Source organism: Pseudomonas sp. BN607, from assembly GCF_029871175.1.
Taxonomy (GTDB): Bacteria; Pseudomonadota; Gammaproteobacteria; order Pseudomonadales; family Pseudomonadaceae; genus Aquipseudomonas.
In genome coordinates, this window is the sequence record NZ_SSOE01000042.1 from 52974 (window position 1) to 74708 (window position 21735).

The window sequence follows — 21735 nt, forward strand, 5'->3', positions numbered from 1 at the left end:
AGCCCTGGGCCTACGCCCGGGGCTTTTTCGTTTGTGCGACATGTCGCATTTCTGGCACTCCCGTGCCACTGGTCATTGGTGTTAGCGTGGGCGTCTTCCCGTTTTCCGAACGGGTCACCCATAACAATGATTGGCGAAGGAATGCGCGCAACCATGCACCTGAAAAAACTTACCGCCACCACTTTGCTGCTGGCCAGCATCGGTCTGTTCACACAGCCGGCCCAGGCCAACCTCTCCCAGCAGCAATCCGCCGCCATCGTCAAAGCCTTCGACGGCAGCGACCCAAGCGATTTCAAGCAGTTCCTCGGCAAGCTCAAAGGCAGTGACCTGGCCAAGGCCAACAACATTGAAGCAACCCTGGACGCCTACCTGGCCGGCAAACAGCTGGCTGCCGAACAACAGGATGAGATCAACCGCCTGCTCGGCCTGTACACGCGAATCAAGTACGGCAAGGCTGCTACTGAAACCCTGAAGGAACTGGTGGCCATCCCCACCTTCAATGTCGAGGGCACGCCCCAGTACGAAAACCCTGAGTTCCTCAAAGTCGCCGACAAGATCAAGGCACTGGCCGACAGCTTTGGCCTGGCCTTCCGCAACATCGACAACCGGGTTTACGAGATTTCGCTGGGCAGCGGCAAGGAAGTGATCGGCATCCATGCCCACGCCGACGTGGTGCCGGTCAACCCGGACAACTGGAAACTGGCCGACGGCACGCGCCTGGACCCGTTCAAAGTCACCCTGGTTGGCGACCGCATGTACGGCCGCGGCACCGAAGACGACAAGAACGGCATTGTCGTAGCGATGTACGCACTGAAAGTGGCCAAGGACGAAAACCTGCCGCTGGCCCGGCAGTTCAAGCTGCTGATCGACACCACGGAAGAAACCAGCGGTGATGCCATTCCCTACTACTTCGAGCGCAACCCCACGCCCGACTACAACCTGGCCCTGGATGGTGGCTACCCGGTGGTGATCGCTGAAAAAGGCTACGGCACGGTCATGGCCAGCTTCAGCAAGCGGCCAGCCACTGGCAAGGGTGCTGAAATCATCAACCTGACCGGCGGCCTGGCCACCAACCAGATCCCGACCACTTCAGTGGCTACCCTCATCACCGACAACCCGGCAGCGCTGGCCAAGCATTTGCAGCAAGCCGGCGGCAAATATGTCAAACAGCATGGCGGTGATTTCAGCATCGATGCCAGGGCCGACGGCAAGCATGTGCTGCTCACGGTTACCGGGGTTTCCGCCCACTCCTCGGAACCGGAATCCGGAGTCAACCCGGTGGCACGCATGCTCGACTTCATCAACGGCCTGGGCAACCAGGTACCGCTCAAGCACAACCACTTCACCGACGCCGCTCGCTACGCCGCCGACAACTGGGGCCTGGACTACCTGGGCAACAAGCTTGGCGTGGCCTTCAAGGACCCGTTCATGGGCCCGCTGACCGCCTCGCCGACCTTTGTCGGTGTGGATGACAAAGGCCTGAAGCTGGCGGTGAACCTGCGTATTCCCAAAGGCAAGCCGATTGCCGCGATCAAGGATGAACTGGCGGGCAAACTGGGCCAATGGACGCGGCAAAGCCACATCTCCGTAGCCTTCGACTACAGCCTGGACGAGCCGATGTACCGCAACCCCGAAGGCGAATGGGTCAAGGCTCTGCTGGCGGTGGCCAGCGAGAACCTGGGCATGAAGCACGCGTTCGGCACGTCCGCTGGTGCGACCTCGGTCCACGACCTGCCCAACGGCGTCCAGTTCGGCCTGGCTATGCCAGACGTGAAATACACCGGGCACAACGACAACGAGTTCAAGACCGTGGAGCAGTTCATGCTGGACTTGCAGGTGGTTAGTGAAATGGTGGCGCGGATCGGGCAGATGCCGAAGCTTTGATCGGCAGTGGCGCCCCCCCTCGCGGCTAAAGCCGCGGAGAGGGCGCTACAAGCGCAGATCAATGACGTTTTTCAATCAACTCCATGCCGTTTCCTGCATTGCCGTGCAGAGCGCCGTACCGGATGCTTTAGTTACTCCGAGACAGCGCTTTTTTCACCCGCAGAGGCCCGTATGAAGACCGTCGAACAAATCCTCAAGACCAAGTCCCAGCACCAGACCGTTTACACCATCGGCCCGGATGACTCGGTGCTCGACGCCCTGAAAATGCTGGCGGAGAAAAACGTCGGTGCGTTGCCTGTGGTAGAAGGCACCCAGGTGGTGGGTATCGTCAGTGAACGGGACTATGCACGCAAGCTGGTACTCAAGGGGCGCTCTTCTGCCGCCACCCCGGTGCGCGAAATCATGAGTGCGCCTGTGGTGACCGTGGAACCCAAGCAGAAGCTGGATTTCTGCATGAACCTGATGACCGATCGCCACCTGCGTCACCTGCCGGTGGTCGACAACGGCAAGCTGCTCGGCCTGCTGTCGATCGGTGACCTGGTCAAGGAAACCATCACTGAGCAAGCCAGCCTCATCAAGCAGCTTGAGCAGTACATCCGCGGCGAATGAAACCTCTCAATGGTAGGTGCGCTCCAGCTCGTCCAGCTGATGGTCAAAGCTGCGCAGGCGCGCCGACCAGGTGTACACCAGCACCTCCAGGTCACGGTTGAGCACTGCAGTATTGCCATGGCCACTGCAGGTGGGCTCGCCCAGGTCCAGCTGGTAGCGGTCACGGGCCATGGCCTGCGCCACGCTGGACAGGTCGCGGGCATTGGCCAGCCAATGATGATGGTGGTCATGGATTTCTCGGTCGAGTACACGACACTGGCGCTTCAGGGCCTCCAGGCTCTGCTCCAGCGGCGTGCCCTTGAGCTCACCCATGACCTCTTCGAACGTGCGCCCCGAATGCCAGTAGCTGCCCCAGAAGTAGCGGTCGAATACGGTCTCGACGCGGCGCAGCGCCACCTTGGTGTTCCAGATGGTCAGCAACGTTCGTCCCTGAATCACTTCGCGCTTGTTCAGGTGCAACTGCTGCCAGGCAATCCAGGTCAGCGCCACCAGTACAACTGCCACGGTGACAGCGGCAGCCGCATACAGAAAATGCACCGCCTGGTTCATCTGTTGCGCCTGCCTGATGCCGTAAAAGTAACTGGCCGTCAGGGTGCCCAGGATCGTCACGGAGCACCAGAAACCTGGTGCATAGGGATCTTTCATCGCGCCATCCCCTTATTGTTTTCCTGAGCATAGCAACGGCCAATGACTCGTCAGGTGCCGCTCGGCGCTTTATTTTCGGGGGCGGCGCAACGCTTCGTTGAGTTGATCGAAGGGCACGGCCCAATCGGAATCTTCAATGATGCTTTCCTTGAGAAAAGCACGCTGGGAGTCGCTCCAGAACGGTGCATCCACCAGCTTTATCTCGTTCTTCAACGGCGAATGGCTGGTGATGAACTGATCGATACTCTTGGGATCGTCGGGCAAGCCCAACTGTTTGAACAGGTCGGCAAAGGGATGGATCGGCGCTTCCATGGTTCCTCCTGAGCGCCAGGCAGGCCGTCCACGACGCCCGTCTGGCATTGGTGTGAAAACATCAGCACAGCTCTCGCACTTCGGCGTGCGGTACCAGCTTCATGTACTGCTCCATGCTCATATGAATCAGATGATCATGATCACCTGCCTCCAGATAGACATCGCCCTGGCGGGTAAGACTCGGATCAAGCAGCATCTTTATTTGATAGGCATCGCCAAGGGCCGGCACGGCACCGCGTTCGCAGTCATTGAACAGGCTTGGCAGGCCGCTTTCGCGGGTCAGCTGCCAAGCCCCTGACATGCGTACCTTGCTCATGTCCAAGTGCCGGTTGGCGGGTAGCACGGCCATGATGTAGTTGCCATGACGGTCATCGAGCATCACTGACTTGGCGACCCGCTCGGCGGGTACGCCGGCCGTGCGTGCCGACTCCAGGCTGGTGGCCGAATGTGGATGGGGAATGATGTCGTAGTCGCAGTTGGCCTTGTCCAGGCGGGCCTGCAGGGTTTTTGCCATACGCATGATGCACCTCCGGTTTCGCCCCCCAATCTTCAATTTTAGGCCGGGTAGCGCCAGCCAGGGCTAAACTTGTGAAGGAAGGGCAAACGAGGTGACGACAGGTGATCGCCCGCTGCTGGCGCTGGCTGTTGGTGCTGTTGCTGCTTGGCATCACGTCAGGTGGCCAGGCAGCGCCCGCTGCGGTGTGGGTACTCGACATCGATGACGCGATCGGGCCAGCCAGCGCCGACTACCTGGTACGCAGCCTCGACCAGGCCCAGGCACAGGGCGCACAACTGGTGGTGCTCCGCATGGACACCCCCGGTGGCCTGGACGGCGCCATGCGTCAGATGATCAAAGCGATTCTCGCCAGCCCCGTGCCGGTTGCCACCTACGTTGCCCCCAGCGGTGCCCGCGCGGCCAGCGCCGGCACCTATATTCTTTACGCCAGCCATGTCGCCGCGATGGCCCCCGGCACCAACCTGGGCGCCGCCACGCCCGTGCAGATCGGCGGCCTCCCAGGTGCACCCAAAGACGACAAGGCCAAGGGCAGCAATGATGAAACCCTGACACATAAGCAGGTCAACGACGCCGCTGCCTACATCCGCGGCCTGGCACAACTGCGCGGGCGCAATGCCGATTGGGCCGAGAAGGCCGTGCGCGAGGCCGTCAGCCTGCCCGCCAGCGAGGCCTTGCGGCTGAATGTGATCGACCAGATAGCCGATGACCTGCCCACCCTGCTGCGCAAGCTCGATGGCAAAACGTTGGAGGTCGCCGGCCAGCCACGCCAGTTGCAGACCGCCGGCGCCAGCCTGGTGGAGCACCTGCCGGACTGGCGCACACGGCTACTGGCGGTGATCACCAACCCCAGCGTGGCGCTGATCCTGATCATGATCGGCGTGTACGGCCTGCTGTTCGAATTCATGATCCCCGGCTCTACGGTAGGGGGTGTGGTCGGTGGCATCTGCCTGCTGTTGGCGCTTTACGCCCTGCAACTATTACCCGTGAGCTTCGCCGGGGTAGCGCTGATCCTGCTCGGCATCGCCTTCATGATCGCCGAAGCCTTCCTGCCCAGTTTCGGCGTGGTCGGCTTTGGCGGCATCGTTGCCTTTGTGTTCGGCGCGCTGATCCTGATCGACACCGATGCCCCGGGCTTCGGCATCCCGCTGGTCTTGATCGGTACCTTGGCAGTGCTTTCGGCCCTGCTCATCGGCGGCGTGCTGGCCATGGCCCTCAAGGCACGCCAGCGGGCGCTGGTCAGCGGTGACGCCGGCCTGGTCGGCAGCCTGGTTACCGTCACCCAGGTGATGGCAGCCGACCCGCTGCGTGGCGTCGTACTGGCCCAGGGTGAGCAATGGCAAGTGCAGTGTCCGACGCCACTGCAAGCCGGCCAGCGCGTGCGGGTGACCGCGCGCCATGGCGTGATGCTGGACGTGAGCGCCGCCGCGCCTGCGACGCAAGGAGACTGACCATGTTCATGCAAGTGGGTATCGGTGCGGTGCTGATCGTACTGGGGCTGCTGGTGCTGTCGGCGTTTCGCATCCTGCGCGAATACGAGCGCGGCGTGGTGTTCCAGTTGGGGCGCTTCTGGCAGGTGAAGGGGCCAGGGCTGATCCTGTTGATCCCGGTGATCCAGCAAATGGTGCGGGTCGACCTGCGCACGGTGGTGCTGGATGTACCGCCACAAGATGTCATCACTCGCGACAACGTTTCGGTCAAAGTCAACGCGGTGCTCTACTTCCGCGTGCTCGACCCGCAAAAGGCGATCATCCAGGTCGAGGACTTTCTGGTGGCGACCAGCCAGTTGGCCCAGACCACGCTGCGTGCGGTGCTGGGCAAGCACGAACTGGATGAGTTGCTGGCCGAACGGGAGCAACTGAATGCGGATATTCGCCAGGTGCTGGATGCGCAAACCGATGCCTGGGGCATCAAGGTGGCCAACGTCGAGATCAAGCATGTCGACCTCAACGAATCGATGGTACGCGCCATCGCTCGGCAGGCCGAGGCCGAACGCGAGCGGCGGGCCAAGGTGATCCATGCCGAGGGGGAATTGCAGGCGTCAGAGAAACTCATGCAGGCGGCGCAAATGCTGGGCAAGGAACCGGGGGCGATGCAGTTGCGCTATATGCAGACGCTGGGGGCGATTGCGGGAGACAGGACTTCGACCATTGTCTTCCCTATGCCGGTGGACTTGCTGACGGGGCTGGTAGACAAGCAGAAATAGAGCTGGGGCCCGGCCGGGCCCCAGCGGTACATCAGAGCGGCGCGCGGCGCAAGGTCGCCAGGAAGGTAGCCGCACCGATGAACAGCCCGGCAAAAGTCCGGTTCAGGCGCTTTTGCTGCTTGGGCGTACGCAGCAAGCGCAACACCCGGGAAGCCAACCCGGTGTACCCCGCCATCACCAGCATGTCCACGGTGATCATGGTCACAGTGATCGCCACATACTGCGGCAGCAACGGTGCATGTGGGTTGATGAACTGCGGCAGCACCGCCAGCATGAACACCAGCGCCTTGGGGTTGCTGACGTTGACCAGGAACCCGCGGAACACCAGGCTCAGCGGCTTGCCGATCGGGCGTACGCCGGACTCATCGGACATGTCCATCGGCAGGGCGCGCCATTGCTTGTAGGCCAGATAGACGAGGTAGGCGACGCCGAACCATTTGATGAACTGGAAGGCCGTGGCCGAGGCTGCCAATACGGCGCCCACGCCGGCGGCAATGATGGCGATTTGTACAATCAGGCCCAGTTGCAGGCCCAGGGCGTTCCAGTAGCCGCGCCAGAAGCCGTATTGCAGGCCGCTGGACATCGAGGCAATCGCCCCGGCACCGGGTGAAAGGCTGATCACCCAACAGGCGGCAAAGAAGCCCAACCATACTTCCATCGACATCACACACCTCGCTCGAACATTTGTTGCAAAGCGTTAAGCTAAGGTTTTGGTGAAAAAATAACCAGTAATTTCTGATGGATTCATAGGGCCAGGCCAGGTTCAGTCAGCTTCGGTAGCTGTTTCTTTGTGCAGGGCCTGTACCTCGGCCCCGCGCCAGCGCCGCACCGACTTCTGGAAGAACTGGCTATTGGGCACCTGCACCAGCGCCCCGCCCGCTTCGGGCACTTCCAGCAGGGTGGTAAACAGCAGATTGATAGCGATCACCCGCCCCTTCACGCCTGGCTTGTCCAGCGTATCGACCAGTTCGACTACGTCGCCGATGCGAAACGGCCCGACCGTGAAGATCAGTACCGCGCACAGCAGGTTGGACAGCACGCTCCACATGGCGAAGAAAGCCACTGCCGCCACCGCGACAAAGCCGGACAAGGCCGTCCACAGCACGGTCGCCGACACGCCCAGCCGCTCCAGCACGAACAGCAGCGCGCTGCCCATGATCAGCCAGCGCAGGCTGCCACGCACCGGCACCAGCAGTTCTGGCGGCAACGGGTAACGCTGGCCCAGGCGGCTCAACCCGCGAGCAATGATGCGCTGCAGGACGAACGCCGCCACCATGATCAAGAGAATCTGCAAGCCCAGCCAGAAGGTGTCCATCCATTGCCCAGGCAGCAGCGAACGCAGTTCCTCCATCAGGACAGCGCCTCGAGCTCGGACTGCATGCTCTCCAGGGTTTCCAGCGCCTCCATCCAGGCTTCTTCCAGCTCACCTTCGCGTTGCTTGAGCTTGGTCTGGCGCGCCAGCAGGTCGCGCAATTCGTCCTTGCGCGCCGCTTCGTAGAGGCCACCGTCACCCAACGCGGTCTCGATCTCGGCCAGTTGCACGTGGACCTGGTTGAGCTCGGTTTCCAGCTTGTCGGCGGCCTTCTTGTGCGGCGCCAGTTGCTGACGCAAGGCCGCGGCAGCCTGACGCTGGGCCTTCTTGTCGGTCTTGTCCGGGTTGACCGGGGCCGTGCTGGCCGGCGCGCTGCGCTGGCGGTACTCGACCAGCCAGCGGCTGTAGTCGTCCAGGTCTCCGTCGAAGGGTTCGACCTTGCCGTCCGCCACCAGCAAGAAGTCGTCGGTGGTGCTCTTGAGCAGGTGACGGTCGTGAGACACCACCACCACGGCACCGGCAAATTCCTGCAATGCCATGGTCAGCGCCAGGCGCATTTCCAGGTCAAGGTGGTTGGTCGGCTCGTCGAGCAGCAACAGGTTCGGCCGTTCCCAGGCTATCAGCGCCAGCGCCAGGCGCGCCTTTTCGCCCCCGGAGAAGTTCACCACCGGTTCGTCGCAACGGGCGCCGTGGAAATCGAAGCCGCCGAGGAAATCACGCAAAGTCTGTTCGCGCTCGGTGGAGGCGATGCGCTGCAGGTGCAGCAGCGGGCTGGCCTTGTCGTCCAGCGAGTCCAGCTGGTGCTGGGCAAAGTAGCCAACAGCCAGGTTCTCGCCACGGACCAGGCGGCCCGACAGCGGCTCCAGCTCACCCGCAAGGTTCTTGATCAGGGTCGACTTGCCAGCGCCGTTGGGCCCCAGCAGGCCAATGCGCGCACCGGGGGTCAGCTGTAGCTTGACCTTGTCGAGGATGGCCTTGTCGCCATAACCCAAGCGGCCTTCGGACATGCTCAGCAACGGGCTGGAGATTTTCTGCGACTCGCGGAAGACGAAGTCGAACGGCGAATCGACGTGCGCCGCAGACAGTTCTTCCATGCGCTCCAGGGCCTTGATCCGGCTCTGCGCCTGGCGGGCCTTGGTGGCCTGTGCCTTGAAGCGGGCGATGTACTTTTCCATGTGCGCGCGCTGCGCCTGCTGCTTTTCGTACGCCTGCTGCTGCTGCGCCAGGCGCTCTGCACGGGTACGCTCGAAGGCGGTGTAACCACCCTTGTAGAGGTTCAGCTTACGCTGCTCGACATGCAGCACGTGATCGACCACGGCATCGAGAAAGTCACGGTCGTGGGAGATCAACAACAGAGTACCGGGGTAGCCCTTGAGCCAGTCTTCCAGCCACAGGATCGCATCGAGGTCCAGGTGGTTGGTGGGCTCGTCGAGCAGCAGCAGGTCGGACGGACACATCAGCGCCTGGGCCAAGTTCAGGCGCATCCGCCAGCCACCGGAGAAGTCTCCGACACGGCGGTCCATCTGCTCGTTGGTGAAGCCCAGGCCGGCCAGCAGCTTGCGCGCGCGCGCGTCGGCGGTGTAACCGTCGGCGCTTTCCAGCTCACTGTGCAGGCGCGCCAGGGCGGTACCGTCGTGGGCCTGCTCGGCGATGGCCAGTTCGGCCTGGACCTTGCGCAGGCGCACGTCGCCGTCGAGCACATAGTCCACGGCCAGGCGGTCGAGGGTGTCGACCTCCTGACGCATGTGGGCAATGCGCCAGTCACCGGGCAACTGGCAATCGCCGGCATCGGGCGACAGCTCACCGCGCAGCAAGGCGAACAGGCTGGATTTTCCGGCACCGTTGGCGCCGATCAGGCCGGCCTTGTGACCGGCGTGCAGGGTCATCTCGGCGCCTTCTAGCAAGCGCTGCGGACCACGCTGTAAAGTGAGGTTGGATAGTCTGATCATGATGGTCGCGGAGTCTACCAGCTTCCTCGGCCCATAGCGCGAGTGGAACCATGCACACCGACCTGTGGAATCACGCCCTGGCCTTGTACGCCAGGCCCGGCGTGGAAGCGGCCTGCCTCGAGTTGCAGGCGCTGGGTGGCGATGTCTGCCTGATCCTGTGCGCAACCTGGCTGCAGGCGCGTGGCGTTGCCGTGCTGGACGAGCGTGCGCAGGCATTGAAAGCAGTTGCCGAGCCCTGGCAACGCGAAGTGATCGCCCCGCTACGCAGCCTGCGCCAGCAATGGCGAACGGCCGCGCAGGCTGATGCCCAGCTGGGGCTGTTGCGTGAGCGACTCAAAGGGTTGGAATTGCAGGCCGAGAAGGCCTTGCTGGAACGCTTGCAGGAGCATGCGCGGCAGTGGTCCGCGGATTCCCATGAACCCACGGATGACTGGCTGGCCCGGCTGGCGCCGGACCAGACACACCACAACGACGCGCTGGTTCAGTTGCGCGTCGCGGCGGCTGCGCTTCAGGACGCCGAAGACGGCGTCTGAGCCGGGGTGCCGGCAGGTGCCGAGGGTGCTACCGCAGCGGGCGGAGTGGCCGAGTTGCTTGCGGCAGCCGGAGTGCTGGCGGCAGGCGTAGACGGTTTGGCTTCGGCTGGCTTGCTGGCTACAGGCTTGGCGGCAGCTGGTTTTGCGGCAGGCTTGGTGGCAGTGGCTTTGGCTGCCGCTGGCTTGGCTGCAGGCTTGGTAGCAGCTGTGGCTTTGGCAGCTGGCTTCGCCGCAGGCTTGGCGGCAGCGGTGGCTTTGGCCGCTGGCTTCGCCGCAGGCTTGGCAGCAGCGGTGGCTTTGGCAGCTGGCTTCGCCACAGCCTTGGCAGCAGCGGTGGCTTTGGCCGCAGGCTTGGCGGCAGCAGTGGCTTTGGCAGCTGGCTTCGCCGCAGGCTTGGCGGCAGCAGTGGCTTTGGCCGCTGGCTTCGCCGCAGGCTTGGCAGCAGCAGTGGCTTTGGCAGCTGGCTTCGCCGCAGGCTTGGCAGCAGCGGTGGCTCGGGCAGCTGGCTTCGCCGCAGGCTTGGCAGCAGCGGTGGCTCGGGCAGCTGGCTTCGCCGCAGGCTTGGCAGCAGCGGTGGTTCGGGCAGCTGGCTTCGCCGCAGGCTTGGCAGCAGAAGTTCTGGCAGCAGGCTTGGCTGCTGGTTTGGCAGCAGACGCCCTGGCAGCTGGCTTGGCCGCTGGTTTGGCAGCACGCGAATCGAGGGCCTTGGCCGCGGCTTCACGAACCTTGCCTACCCCCTGGGCGAGCTTGAGGCTGTCTTGAGCATCACGCTTGAGTTGTTGAATATAAGAACGCGTCTGGGTTTGACGTTCCTTGAGGGAGTCGAGCAGTTGTTCAAGTTCGCCGATGGCTTTTTGTGCCTTGGTTTGCGCCTTGGCTTTACCGGCCTTGGCTGCGTCTTGCAGTTTCAGGCGACCGTTGTGCAGTTTTTCCTGCGCCTTGCCACGCTGCTTTTCCAACTTGGCCAGCAGTTTTTCCGCATCAGCCAGCGCTTGCGAGCAGGCCTCTTCCAAGTGTTCGAGCAGGCTGCCCGAAAGTTGTTGGAGCAGGTGTAACGGCGTACTTACTGGCTTCTTTTTGGCCGACATGGTTTACCTCCTGGCTGACGAGATTGCGGCTCATACTATGCTTCTGCTGCTACCGCCGCTAGGGCATGTTGACAGTAATATTTACGCCGCGTTGCATGCCTGGGCAAAGTTGTTATCTTGCAGCTCCGTGCAAGTGTAGTTGCTGAATAAATCATTGCTGGAATTTGGCACTTATCTGACTTGCAGCCCATCCTCTCGGGGGGCTTCGCACCCCTTTCGCAACACAAGGTCTCTTTTTGCAAGGGTCGCGAGCACACAATCAAAAACGGAACGCTGGCATACTTCCCCGCTCATTGGCGCAGGAACCGACCATGCCTCGATATCTTGTTTTAGGTTTATGTCTTTTGGCCCCCATCGCCTTGGCCGAGAGCGATGATCACGACCTCGCCTACAGCCTCGGCGCCAGCCTGGGTGAGCGGCTGCGCCAGGATATGCCAGGCTTGCAGCTGGACGCGCTGGTCGACGGGTTACGCCAGTCCTACCAGGGACAGCCGCTGAAGCTCGACAACGCTCGGATGCAGGCCGTGCTCCAACAGCATGAGGCGCAGGAGGGTGATGCTGAGATGCAAAAACTCCAAGCGGCCGAAAAACGCTTCATGGCCAATGAGCGCGGGCGTTATGGCGTACGTGAGTTAACGCAGGGCATCCTCTACAGCGAACTGCAGGCAGGCACGGGTGCGCAGCCGAAACCCGGCGGCAAGGTGCAGGTACGCTACGTGGGCAAGTTGCCGGATGGCTCGATATTCGACCAGAACCAGACACCACAGTGGTTCAGCCTGGACTCGGTGATAGAAGGTTGGCAGTTAGCCTTGCCGCTGATGCACGCCGGCGCCAAATGGCGCCTGGTGATTCCATCAGCACAAGCCTACGGAGCCGAGGGCGCGGGTGACTTGATCGCACCCTATACACCCTTGGTGTTCGAGATCGAACTGCTGGCGGTTGGCGACTGACGCCAACCCTCAGGCCTCGACCGCGCCTTGTTCCTTGTGCGCGTTATGCAGCACTTCGATCAGGCAGTCTTCAAGTTCGAAGCGTTCATGCAGCAGGCCACCCAGCTTGCCTAGTTTTTTAGCGAAGCGTTCGGTGTCCTTGCACCCGCCTTTCGCGCAATGGTCATTGAAGGCCAGCGCGATCTGGGTGATGTCGTTGATCCGCGGATTGATCTCTTCGGCCAATTTCAGCGCTCTCTCGTCGTCGAAAGCCTTGGCCTCACTGACCAGCTGTTCGCAGACCTCGAAATGCCACGCCGAACAGTAGTCGACAAGCAGGCCGCAAAAGTCTCCATTTGTGTCCTTGTCGGCGAAGGCTGGCTTCAAATCACGCAGTGCGCCGAAAGACTGCACCAGGTCCTGGCGCGCCTTCAACCAACGGTCGATCAGGTCGTGCACCCCACCCCAGCGTTCCTGGGCATTCTGACAACTATCGAGCATGGCAATCTCTTCCCTTCTGGGTAGATGCCGCTGCACCTCGCACCACGACCGCGCAGCACAAAGGTGACATCAGCAGGACGGCATCGAGCAGTTGTGTTTTCGGTATACGTGCTGCGAGATTATTCCCGCGCGTGCTGCCCTTCAAGGTACGCAGAGGACAAAGTTCATACAAGTGTTTAATCCCCTGATACATCGCCATTGGTCGCGCTAATGATCCAGCCTTGCGCCAGGTCATGTTCCTGCCAGGCTGCGGAAACGATACGCCAGCAGGTAACTCAAGGGCAGCGCCGCCAGTAACAGGAAGGCCAGCAGGCTCCACTCCGGCAGCGTCAGGTCGAGAAAACTCCAGGTCAGTGAGTGGCAATCCGGGCCGCCGAACAGAAGTTGCCGCGTCGCTTCCCCCCAGGAGTTCACCAATAGCTGCCCGATCGGCGCCGGGCATACATGGCTGGCACCGCCTGCACCCTGCAACCAGACATGCCGTGCTGCCAACAATGCGCCGGCCAGCGAGCACCCCAGCGTCACTTGTGCATAAAGGCGAGTGCCGCGGGTGCCCGGTGCCTGCACCACCGCTGCCAGGCTTAGCAGCCCGTATACACCAAGCAGCACCCGCTGGCTCAGACACAACGGGCACGGCACCAGCCCAAGGACGTTTTCCAGGTACATGGACGCGGCGAGCACTGCCAGTGCGGCCAGGCAGGCGGGAAGGAAAAACGTGCGCAAACGGGCCGGCAGCATAGGCGGTTCAGGTCCCGGGGAAGAGATAGAGGCCTGAAACGGTAGAGGAAAGACGCCCTTTGTTTCAAGGCACGACAGCAACGACAAGTCGCTGAATAGCGTAGGAAATTTCCGGAGCCAAGGTAGGAGGCGACTGAAGAAGCGGACGTCAGATTTAACTGGCAGCGGTGGATAAATTACCCGCCCCCAAAGCCCGCACCTTGGCGCGGGCCTTGGGGTAGGTCAGGCGCGAACGCCTTCTGGCAGCGGTAAAGCCAGCAGGCGTTCGTCCAACAGGCCAAGGCCTTCCTGGAACAATTGGTTACTGCGTTCGGTCTCGCCCAGGCCAGCGAGCAAGCGGGCCAGTTCGGCACAAGCCTCAGGGTTGCGTTCCATGCGCAGGCTGCTTTCCAGGTAGTCACGCGCCTTGCCCCACAGCCGGTTCTGCAGGCTCAGGCGGCCCAGGGTCAGTAGCAGGCTGGCGTCTTGCGGGTGAGCCTTGAGCCAGCCTTCGGCGGTTTGCAGCTGGCGCGCCGGGTCCTCGCCGCGCACCAGGCCGTACAGACGGGCCAGGTGGCTCTCATACTCGCGTTTCAGGGCCGTGCGCAGTACTTGCTCGGCCTCGCTCTGGGCGCCCACCTGGCGCAGTTGCTCGGCGTAGGCCAGCACCAGTTGCGGCTCTTGGCGCTGGGCCGCAGTCAGTTGCTGCCAGGCCCGCTCCAGGGCCTGGCGGGCACTTGGCGCGTCCTCGCCACGGGTAGTCGCCAGGCTCAGGTTCTGGCCCCATGCGCGTTGCTCAAGGGCGGCCAGTTCCGCAGCCGGCAGCACCTTGCCCTTGCGAAGGTCGGGCAGTAGACGAATCAAGGCCGACCAATCGCCGCGCTCCAGGTGCAGGCGCTGCAACAGGCGCAGCACCTGGCTGTTGTGCGGGTGGCGCTCCTGCATGGCCAGCAGGGTTTCCAGAGCACCATCGCTTTCGCCACGGTCCATCTGTAACTGGGCATGGGTCAGGGCAATGGCCAGCTCCGCCTGTGGCTGGCGCTCCAAGGCGCGCTCCAGCAAGTTGTCGCTGTCTTCGGTACGGCCTTGCTCATTGGCCGCACGCGCGGCACCCAGGTAGTACAGCAGCGGTTGGCGCTCGGCCTCGGCGGCACGGTGCAGGTGGCGCTGGGCACTGGCCCAGCGGCCCTCGGCGAGGTCGAGTTGGCCCTGCTCGATGGCCAGGCGAATGCGCCGGCTACGGTTGCGCCGCGACCAGGGGTTGACCACGCCGCTTGAGGTCAGCACAAGGCCGACCAGGTAACGCAGCAACCACAACAACAAGACCACCGCCAGCAACCCGGCAAGGGCTGCCCACAGCCCCGACTGATAACGGAAGCCACCATAGGAGATCAACACGTAGCCGCTATGCTTGGCGACTGCGATGCCCAACGCTGCGGCAACCACTATAGCCAGCACGGCCAGCAGGTAGACACGCTTCATGGCTTGCCCCCTTCAGCCTCGGCCGGCAAGTGGCGGCGCTGGATATAGGCCTGCACTGCCGCCAGGCTTTCGCTGAGGTCTGGGGTTACCACCGACACCGGTTGCTCAGCCAGGGCATTGAGGCTTTCGAGCATGGCCTTGCTTTGCGGGTTGTCAGCGTTGAAGTTGGCCAGCAGCACGCTGCGGGCATCGTCCAGCGCCTGGGTGTAGACCTTGGCATCACCATTGAGCGCCGCCCACTGTGCCTGCTCGATGGTCAGGCTCAGGGCCAGGCGCAGCTGGTTCAATTGTTGCCCGGCCAGCAGCGGCCGCACGTTCTCATCGGCGTTGAAGTCGATCTGGAAGTACTTGGAGATCTCGGCCCACCACTGCGACAGGCGGCTGGCGCCATCGCCGTCGGCGGTCAGTGCGCCAAGTGCATCGGCATTGCTCTCGAACTCAGGCGACTGGGCGCTCAACTGTTGTACCAGCTCACGCTGTGCAGCGAGTTTCAGGAACAGGCCAGTACGGTCGGGTTGCTGGGTGCTGTTGAGCGTGGCCAGGCTGCGGGCCAGTTGCTCACGGGCGGCGAAGGAACCCGGGTCGCTCTGCTCACGCAGGATCTCGTCGGCGCCCTCGACCAGCGCCTTGGCGCTGGTGATGTCCTGCAAGGCCGACAGGCGCAGGGTGGCCAGGCGCAGCAGGTGCTCGGCTTCGGCCAGGCGCCACTCCTTGCGGCTTTCACCCAGCACGGTTTCCACCCGCTGGCTGAGGCGCTGCTGGTCGCCCTGCAATTGCGCCACCAGGCGGCGGCGGTCTTCGAGCTCGCTGGCTGCCGGCAGGCTGGCCAGTTGCGCGCTGATCTGCTGTTCACGCTGCTGCAGGGCCTCGGCACGCTGGTTCAGCGCCTCGATGTGCTGGCCCTGATTGAACTCGCTGCCTTGCAGTTGACGCACCTGCCAGACACCCCAGCCACCTACCGCCACCCCGGCCGCGCCCAGCAGCAAGGCCAGCGCTGCCAGACCACTGCCGGAGCGCTTGGCAGGTGGGGCGGTAACGGGGTCCGCCGGCGCCTGTGCCGACGGCTGATCGTTATTGGACAAGACAGTCTCGCTCACGTATCCATCCTTTGCATGGGGGCGCATCGCATTCAGCTTAGCGCCTTAAGAGGCAGGTGCAGCGCTGCGCTGCACGGCTGCCAGCAAGGCCGCGGCACTAGCGCCACGGCAATCCACAACCTGTTGGGCCCCGGCGGCCCGGGCCTGCTCGGCGACCCGCGGGCTAGGCACGAACAGTGGTAGCCGGGCCAGCTGCGGCCAATCGGCGCCGGCCATTTGCTGCAAATGTTCGAAACCCTGCCCACTGCTGACCACCAGGCCATTGAGGCGTTCCGCTTCGATGCGGCGCTTCAGGGTGCCCGCCGGGTAATCCGGGAGGCAGCGACGATACAGTTCCAGATATTCGACACTAGCACCTTGCTCTGCAAGACGCTCTGCCAGCAGTTCGCGACCTCCGACGCCGCGTACGATCAAGACTCGCGCTGCAGGTACGGCAACTGCCTGGCGCAGTGCCGGCAACGCCAGCAAGGCCTCGCTGTCATCGCCGCGTGGTGGGTAGCTCACTTCAAGGGCAGCATCCTGCAACACTGCGGCAGTGGCCTCGCCGACCGTGAACCAGTTTTGCCGTGGCGGCTGCAAGCTGGCCTTGGTCAGTTGCTCGAGCAACAGCCGGGCGGCCGGTTTGCTGACCACGATGACTGCCTGGAAGCCATTCAGGGCTTGCAGCAACAACTGCTGCGGAGCCTCGGGTTTTACCGGCTCGATCTCCAGCAGCGGCAAGCAACTGCTGGCCACCCCCGCTGCTGCCAGGTTTTGCGCCAGCGCCGCGCAGTCCTCGGCAGGCCGGGTCAGCAACAGGCGCCATTGGCTCACGGGTGGCCGGCCTCGCCGTAGACTTCCTTGAGGATGGCGTCGGCACCCTGCCCCAACAGGTCTTCCGCCACTTGTACGCCAAGGGTCTCGGCAGCCGACCGGGGGGCACGAGCATCAGCCACCAGCAGCTTGCCGCCGCTCGGCTGGCCAACCAGGCCACGCAACCACAGCTGGTCGCCTTCAAGCACCGCGTAGCAGGCGATCGGCACCTGGCAACCGCCATTCAGGTGTTTGTTCAAGGCGCGCTCGGCCACTACCCGGTCGGCCGTATCGGCATGGTGCAGCGGCGCCAGCAGGGCATGGATTTCATGGTCGGCGCTGCGGCATTCGATGCCCACTGCACCCTGGCCGCCAGCCGGCAGGCTGTCATCGACGCTGATGGTGGAGGTGATGCGGTCTTCGAAGCCAAGGCGGATCAGGCCGGCCGCGGCGAGGATGATGGCGTCGTACTCACCGGCATCGAGCTTGGCCAGACGGGTGTTGACGTTGCCGCGCAGGAAGCGGATCTGCAAGTCCGGGCGACGCGCCAGCAGCTGGGCCTGACGGCGCAGGCTGGAGGTACCGACGATGCTGCCGGCAGGCAGCGCTTCGAGGCTGGCAAAGGTGTTGGAAACGAAGGCATCGCGCGGGTCTTCGCGCTCGCAGATGCAGTACAGGCCCAGGCCTTCGGGGAAGTCCATGGGCACGTCTTTCATCGAATGCACGGCGATGTCGGCTTCGTTGTCCAGCAGGGCGGTTTCCAGCTCCTTGACGAACAGGCCCTTGCCGCCGATTTTTGCCAGCGGCGCGTCGAGCAGCTTGTCACCCCGGCTGACCATGGGCACCAGGGTCACCAGCAGACCGGGGTGGGCCTGCTCGAGGCGGGCTTTGACGTATTCGGCCTGCCACAGGGCCAAGGCACTTTTACGGGTGGCAATGCGGATTTCGCGAGTGGACATGGAACGCCCCGATCCAGAGAAATGCCGCCGATGATAACAGCATCTCCTTTATCGCTTGCAGATGTGGATCAGCTGAGGGCCTCTTGGCGGCTAAAGCCACTCCCACAGGGTGAGGTGCCACTCCAAAGGCCAATGATCAACCTGTGGGAGCGGGTTCACCCGCGAACAAGGGCGCAGCCCTTGCCATGCGGGCGCCGTATCAGAGGGTCTGCATCATCTTGCGCACACCGGCCACGTGCCGGCGGCTGACGGTCAGGGCATCGCCGTCCAGGCCCTTCAAGTACAGCTGAAAGTGCCCCAGCGGGGTACGCTGAAGGCGTTCGATACGCTCGCGGGCAACCAGCGCATTGCGGTGGATACGCACGAAGCGTTCGCCAAACTCGTCTTCCAGTGCCTTGAGCGGTTCGTCGAGCAGCACTTCCCCGGTTTCATGGCGCAACGTCACATACTTGTGGTCGGCAATGAAGTAGATCACCTGCGGCAAAGGGATCAACTCGATGCCTTTGCGCGTGCGTGCACTGATGTGGCTACGTGGGCCGCCACCTTCGTTAGCCGGCCGGGTCAGCGCTGCCAACTGGGCGCGGTTGGGTCTTTCGGCCTTGCGCAACGCATCGCGCAGCGCCTGGGCCTGGATGGGCTTGGTCACATGGCTGAGGGTACTGTCCTTGAATGCCTCGGCACCGTATTCATCATCCCCGGTGCAAAACACCACTGCCGGCGGCGCCTCGCGCTCGCACAAGCGAGCAGCCACCTGCAGGCCGTCCAGGCCTGGCATGCCGATGTCCAGCAGGACCACATCGGGCTTAAGGCTTTCGATCAGCGCCAGGGCCTCTTCGCCGTTGGTGGCGCTAGGCTCCAGTACGGTGTAACCCTCCAGTTCGCCGAGCAGGCGGCTGAGGCGTTCACGGCCTTGGGGTTCGTCATCAACGATCAGGACATTCATAATTGCGCTGGATTCCTGAATGAGTCTCGCACAGGTATAGCGTAGACAGATGTGGTTCGAGCGACACTGCGGTCACGCTCTAGACCGGTGCGATGGCCAAAGATTCACTCGGCTGGCAGATTCACTGCCAGTCCTCTGTCCAACTGTAGACGGTCCGTGGAACACTGCCGTTCATTCCTTGAAATCCTTATCAGCCATTTTCCGGGCATTTCTCTCGACCGGCGCCCTGCGGCAGCCAGCCCAACCCTGCTATCATCGGCGCCACTTTTTCGTTCACGCCTGCAATGAGTGAATCCATGAGCACCGACAAGACCAATCAGTCCTGGGGCGGCCGCTTCAGTGAGCCCGTCGACGCCTTCGTCGCCCGTTTCACCGCCTCGGTCGATTTCGACAAGCGCCTGTACCGCCACGACATCATGGGTTCGATCGCCCATGCCACCATGCTGGCGCAGGTCGGCGTGCTCAGCGATGCCGAGCGCGACACCATCATCGATGGCCTGAAGACCATTCAGGGCGAAATCGAGGCCGGCAACTTCGACTGGCGCGTCGACCTCGAAGACGTGCACATGAACATCGAAGCACGCCTGACCGACCGTATCGGCATCACCGGCAAGAAGCTGCACACCGGCCGCAGCCGCAACGACCAGGTAGCCACCGATATCCGTCTGTGGCTGCGCGACGAGATCGACCTGATCCTGGCCGAAATCACCCGCCTGCAGCAGGGCCTGCTCGAGCAGGCCGAGCGCGAGGCCGAAACCATCATGCCCGGCTTCACGCACCTGCAGACGGCGCAACCGGTCACCTTTGGCCACCACTTGCTGGCCTGGTTTGAAATGCTCAGCCGGGACTACGAGCGCCTGGTCGACTGCCGCAAGCGCACCAACCGCATGCCACTGGGCAGCGCCGCCCTCGCCGGTACCACCTACCCGATCGACCGCGAACTCACCTGCAAGCTGCTGGGCTTCGAGGCCGTGGGTGGCAACTCGCTGGACGGCGTCTCGGACCGTGACTTCGCCATCGAATTCTGCGCCGCGGCCAGCCTGGCGATGATGCACCTGTCGCGCTTCTCCGAAGAGCTGGTGCTGTGGACCAGCGCCCAGTTCCAGTTCATCGACCTACCCGACCGCTTCTGCACCGGCAGCTCGATCATGCCGCAGAAAAAGAACCCGGACGTGCCAGAGTTGGTACGAGGCAAGACCGGCCGTGTGTTCGGCGCCCTGACCGGCTTGCTGACCCTGATGAAAGGCCAGCCGCTGGCCTACAACAAGGACAACCAGGAAGACAAGGAACCGCTGTTCGACGCCGCCGACACCCTGCGCGACTCGCTGCGCGCCTTTGCCGACATGATCCCGGCGATCAAGCCCAAGCACGCGATCATGCGTGAAGCGGCCCTGCGTGGTTTCTCCACCGCGACCGACCTGGCCGACTACCTGGTACGCCGTGGCCTGCCGTTCCGTGACTGCCACGAAATCGTTGGCCACGCGGTGAAGTATGGTGTGGACACCGGCAAGGACCTGGCCGAGATGAGCCTGGACGAACTGCGCCAGTTCAGCGACCAGATCGAGCAGGATGTGTTCGCCGTGCTGACTCTGGAAGGCTCGGTGAATGCGCGTGACCACATTGGTGGTACTGCGCCGGCGCAGGTGCGTGCTGCCGTGGTTCGTGGCAAGGCCCTGCTGGCGTCTCGCTAACCCCCCAAGGCGAGGGCTTCGCCCTCGTTCGCGGGCACGCCCGCTCCCACAGGTATTGCACAAGTTTCAAAAACGGTGCAGACCTGTGGGAGCGGGCATGCCCGCGAAGGGCTCAACACCAGACTCAGCGCTTGCCGCTGCGGATCATCTCCATGAAGGCCGGCATCGCCGCCTCCTTGTCCGCCACGATCCGCGCCATGTGCGGGTTTTCGCCCATTAGTTGCATCAACGCCTTGGCCTGCGGGAAGTCCGCCAAAAAGTCGATGTTTAGCACTTTCTTGCCCACGGCATAAGCCAGGTCGACCGAGAAGCAGAACATCAGGTCTGCCAGCGTCAGTTGTTCACCCGCTACATAAGGCGCGAAGCGCCCGTTGCGCTTGAGCGTGGCAAACCCGGCCAGCAGGTCAGCACGCGCTTTCTCTTTGATCAGCGGCTCGACCGGCATGCCAAAGAACGACTCGGCGTAGCAGGTACGCGCCGGCAGCTCGATGTACAGCTCGATTTCCTTGAGAAGCTCACGCACCTTGGCCTGCTCGAACGGGTCGGCCGGCAGCAGTGCCTTGCCGCTTTGAGTCTGTTCGATGTAGTCGAGGATCACACTGGTTTCGCTGAGGAAGCCCTGCTCGGTCTGCAGCACCGGCACCTTGCCCCGCGGGCTCACTTCCAGCGCCTGTGGCGCCTGGCCGCCATAGAAGGTGACCTCCTCGAAAGGCAGGCCTTTTTCGAGCAGGGCCAACTTGACCATGTTGTAGTAGTTGCTGACCGAGAATCCATGAAGCTTGAGCATGAGGTAACAGCCTCCAGGCCGTAAGGGGTTGGCTGGGCTTTTATAGACCGATCGCCGGCCCCTGACCAGCGTCATGCACCCCGTCAATGCCCGGGCATTGCCGCCACAGGCATGGCACACTGTTGCATCACATCCCAGGAGTACCGCGATGAGCGAGCCCACCGACATCGACAATGACGACGAAGCCTTCGCCGAGGCAACGCTGACCCAGGCCATCGAAAACCAGATTGAAAGCGGCGAGCCGCCTGCAGCCAAGGCCACTTTCAACAAGCTGACCCTGGTCGGCTATGAGCGTGACGACATTCTCAACCTGATGGCCCACGTGCTGGCCTTCGAGATCGACAACATGCTGGTGGAGGACCGTGCGTTCAACGGCGAGTGGTACGAGAACGCTCTGCGAGCGCTGCCGGAGCTGCCGCCTGAGATGGATCAAGGCGACGACGAATAACCCGGCTACACTCGAAGGTCAGGCACCATAGAAAGTGCCGTAATCCTTGTCTGGAAGTCAGGAGTTGCCATGCCTTTTACCCCCGATTTGATCGACGAAATGGAAGTACTCGCGCTGTTCAAACACGACAGCAGCCAGGAAGGCATAAAGATAACCAGCACCGCATCCCCCGCCCTGATCGCGGCTGCGCAGCGCCTGCATGAGAAAGGGCTGACCGATCAACCGGATGGCGGTTACCTGACCAGCCTGGGTCACGACGCTGTCGAAAGTGTCCAGTTGCTGCAGAACATTCTCAAGGCGCCACAGCCGGCCTGAACATCAGCCTTGCGCAATCTGA

General features: G+C 62.8%; 23 protein-coding genes and 1 pseudogene. 9 read left to right on the top strand and 15 right to left on the bottom strand.

The features are described from left to right. Positions 1–153: 153 nt before the first annotated feature. Both E8E68_RS11215 and E8E68_RS11220 read left to right on the top strand, forming a co-directional pair. The gene (locus E8E68_RS11215) at positions 154–1884 is read left to right on the top strand and encodes a dipeptidase (protein WP_266033598.1); all 1731 of its coding nucleotides are present in this window, start codon (positions 154–156) and stop codon (positions 1882–1884) included. A gap of 171 nt (positions 1885–2055) precedes the next feature. After that, a complete protein-coding gene (locus E8E68_RS11220) occupies positions 2056–2493 on the top strand; it encodes a CBS domain-containing protein (RefSeq protein WP_266033595.1) in 438 nt (145 codons plus the stop codon). A 6-nt stretch (positions 2494–2499) separates the two neighbouring features. On the opposite strand, the gene E8E68_RS11225 is transcribed toward E8E68_RS11220, so the two are convergent. The 3 genes from E8E68_RS11225 to E8E68_RS11235 form a co-directional block, all read right to left on the bottom strand. Then, on the bottom strand, positions 2500–3138 hold the full coding sequence (locus tag E8E68_RS11225; RefSeq protein WP_280341388.1) for an NADH:ubiquinone oxidoreductase subunit N: 639 nt from the start codon (positions 3136–3138) through the stop codon (positions 2500–2502). Between the two features lie 69 nt (positions 3139–3207). Then, a complete protein-coding gene (locus E8E68_RS11230; RefSeq protein WP_110746798.1) occupies positions 3208–3450 on the bottom strand; it encodes a DUF2789 domain-containing protein in 243 nt (80 codons plus the stop codon). A gap of 61 nt (positions 3451–3511) precedes the next feature. Continuing rightward, on the bottom strand, positions 3512–3970 hold the full coding sequence (locus E8E68_RS11235; RefSeq protein WP_012270008.1) for a YbaK/EbsC family protein: 459 nt from the start codon (positions 3968–3970) through the stop codon (positions 3512–3514). A gap of 98 nt (positions 3971–4068) precedes the next feature. On the opposite strand from E8E68_RS11235, the gene E8E68_RS11240 reads away from it, so the two are divergent. Together E8E68_RS11240 and E8E68_RS11245 are read left to right on the top strand one after the other, a co-directional pair. Next, positions 4069–5415, top strand: coding sequence for a nodulation protein NfeD (locus E8E68_RS11240; protein ID WP_280341394.1), 1347 nt, complete (start codon positions 4069–4071; stop codon positions 5413–5415). A 2-nt stretch (positions 5416–5417) separates the two neighbouring features. Beyond that, positions 5418–6239, top strand: a pseudogene (locus E8E68_RS11245) (slipin family protein). On the opposite strand, the gene E8E68_RS11250 reads toward E8E68_RS11245, so the two are convergent. From E8E68_RS11250 to E8E68_RS11260, 3 genes are all read right to left on the bottom strand, one after another. Next, entirely contained in the window at positions 6202–6834 is a 633-nt protein-coding gene (locus E8E68_RS11250) for a LysE family transporter (protein ID WP_110746792.1), read from the bottom strand. The pseudogene E8E68_RS11245 and the gene E8E68_RS11250 sit on opposite strands and share 38 nt — an antisense overlap. A gap of 99 nt (positions 6835–6933) precedes the next feature. After that, positions 6934–7521 (bottom strand): mechanosensitive ion channel family protein, encoded by a 588-nt coding sequence (locus tag E8E68_RS11255; protein WP_110746789.1) that lies wholly within the window; start codon positions 7519–7521, stop codon positions 6934–6936. After that, entirely contained in the window at positions 7521–9431 is a 1911-nt protein-coding gene (locus E8E68_RS11260) for an ATP-binding cassette domain-containing protein (protein WP_266033574.1), read from the bottom strand. Before E8E68_RS11260 ends, E8E68_RS11255 begins: the two co-directional genes overlap by 1 nt. A gap of 50 nt (positions 9432–9481) precedes the next feature. Here E8E68_RS11260 and E8E68_RS11265 point away from each other — a divergent pair, with 50 nt between their 5' ends. Beyond that, positions 9482–9964: a TIGR02444 family protein gene (locus tag E8E68_RS11265; RefSeq protein WP_266033571.1), complete on the top strand. Its 483-nt coding sequence runs from the start codon at positions 9482–9484 to the stop codon at positions 9962–9964. Here the strand turns inward: E8E68_RS11265 and E8E68_RS11270 are convergent. Beyond that, a complete protein-coding gene (locus tag E8E68_RS11270; RefSeq protein ID WP_280341401.1) occupies positions 9940–11052 on the bottom strand; it encodes an AlgP family protein in 1113 nt (370 codons plus the stop codon). The genes E8E68_RS11265 and E8E68_RS11270 overlap by 25 nt on opposite strands. A 311-nt stretch (positions 11053–11363) precedes the next feature. Here E8E68_RS11270 and E8E68_RS11275 point away from each other — a divergent pair, with 311 nt between their 5' ends. Beyond that, positions 11364–12002, top strand: a complete 639-nt coding sequence (locus tag E8E68_RS11275; protein WP_280341403.1) for an FKBP-type peptidyl-prolyl cis-trans isomerase — start codon at positions 11364–11366, stop codon at positions 12000–12002. Positions 12003–12011: 9 nt separating this feature from the next. On the opposite strand, the gene rsd is transcribed toward E8E68_RS11275, so the two are convergent. The 7 genes from rsd to E8E68_RS11310 all read right to left on the bottom strand — a co-directional run bounded on the left by rsd (position 12012) and on the right by E8E68_RS11310 (position 18472). Then, complete coding sequence (gene rsd / locus E8E68_RS11280; RefSeq protein WP_110746775.1) at positions 12012–12482, bottom strand: sigma D regulator; 471 nt, start codon at positions 12480–12482, stop codon at positions 12012–12014. 231 nt (positions 12483–12713) lie between these two features. After that, the gene (locus E8E68_RS11285) at positions 12714–13220 is read right to left on the bottom strand and encodes a disulfide bond formation protein B (protein ID WP_266033559.1); all 507 of its coding nucleotides are present in this window, start codon (positions 13218–13220) and stop codon (positions 12714–12716) included. A gap of 222 nt (positions 13221–13442) precedes the next feature. Then, positions 13443–14681: a heme biosynthesis protein HemY gene (locus tag E8E68_RS11290; RefSeq protein ID WP_266033556.1), complete on the bottom strand. Its 1239-nt coding sequence runs from the start codon at positions 14679–14681 to the stop codon at positions 13443–13445. Then, the gene (locus E8E68_RS11295) at positions 14678–15778 is read right to left on the bottom strand and encodes a uroporphyrinogen-III C-methyltransferase (RefSeq protein WP_266033554.1); all 1101 of its coding nucleotides are present in this window, start codon (positions 15776–15778) and stop codon (positions 14678–14680) included. The genes E8E68_RS11290 and E8E68_RS11295 overlap by 4 nt, the downstream gene beginning before the upstream one ends. 45 nt (positions 15779–15823) lie before the next feature. Beyond that, positions 15824–16591: a uroporphyrinogen-III synthase gene (locus E8E68_RS11300; RefSeq protein ID WP_266033551.1), complete on the bottom strand. Its 768-nt coding sequence runs from the start codon at positions 16589–16591 to the stop codon at positions 15824–15826. Then, positions 16588–17529 carry a hydroxymethylbilane synthase gene (hemC, locus tag E8E68_RS11305; protein WP_266033548.1) on the bottom strand — a complete coding sequence of 314 codons (942 nt, stop codon included), beginning with the start codon at positions 17527–17529 and terminating at the stop codon, positions 16588–16590. Before hemC ends, E8E68_RS11300 begins: the two co-directional genes overlap by 4 nt. Positions 17530–17728: 199 nt before the next feature. Next, positions 17729–18472 carry a LytTR family DNA-binding domain-containing protein gene (locus E8E68_RS11310; RefSeq protein WP_110746761.1) on the bottom strand — a complete coding sequence of 248 codons (744 nt, stop codon included), beginning with the start codon at positions 18470–18472 and terminating at the stop codon, positions 17729–17731. Positions 18473–18768: 296 nt separating this feature from the next. On the opposite strand from E8E68_RS11310, the gene argH reads away from it, so the two are divergent. Next, on the top strand, positions 18769–20163 hold the full coding sequence (gene argH, locus E8E68_RS11315; protein ID WP_266033545.1) for an argininosuccinate lyase: 1395 nt from the start codon (positions 18769–18771) through the stop codon (positions 20161–20163). Between the two features lie 124 nt (positions 20164–20287). On the opposite strand, the gene E8E68_RS11320 is transcribed toward argH, so the two are convergent. Beyond that, positions 20288–20950, bottom strand: a complete 663-nt coding sequence (locus E8E68_RS11320) for a glutathione S-transferase (RefSeq protein ID WP_266033541.1) — start codon at positions 20948–20950, stop codon at positions 20288–20290. Positions 20951–21098: 148 nt separating this feature from the next. Here E8E68_RS11320 and E8E68_RS11325 point away from each other — a divergent pair, with 148 nt between their 5' ends. Both E8E68_RS11325 and E8E68_RS11330 read left to right on the top strand, forming a co-directional pair. Next, positions 21099–21398, top strand: coding sequence for a hypothetical protein (locus E8E68_RS11325; protein ID WP_266033537.1), 300 nt, complete (start codon positions 21099–21101; stop codon positions 21396–21398). A 69-nt stretch (positions 21399–21467) separates the two neighbouring features. Next, positions 21468–21713 carry a TIGR02647 family protein gene (locus tag E8E68_RS11330; protein WP_003255900.1) on the top strand — a complete coding sequence of 82 codons (246 nt, stop codon included), beginning with the start codon at positions 21468–21470 and terminating at the stop codon, positions 21711–21713. The last annotated feature ends 22 nt before the right edge of the window (positions 21714–21735 follow it).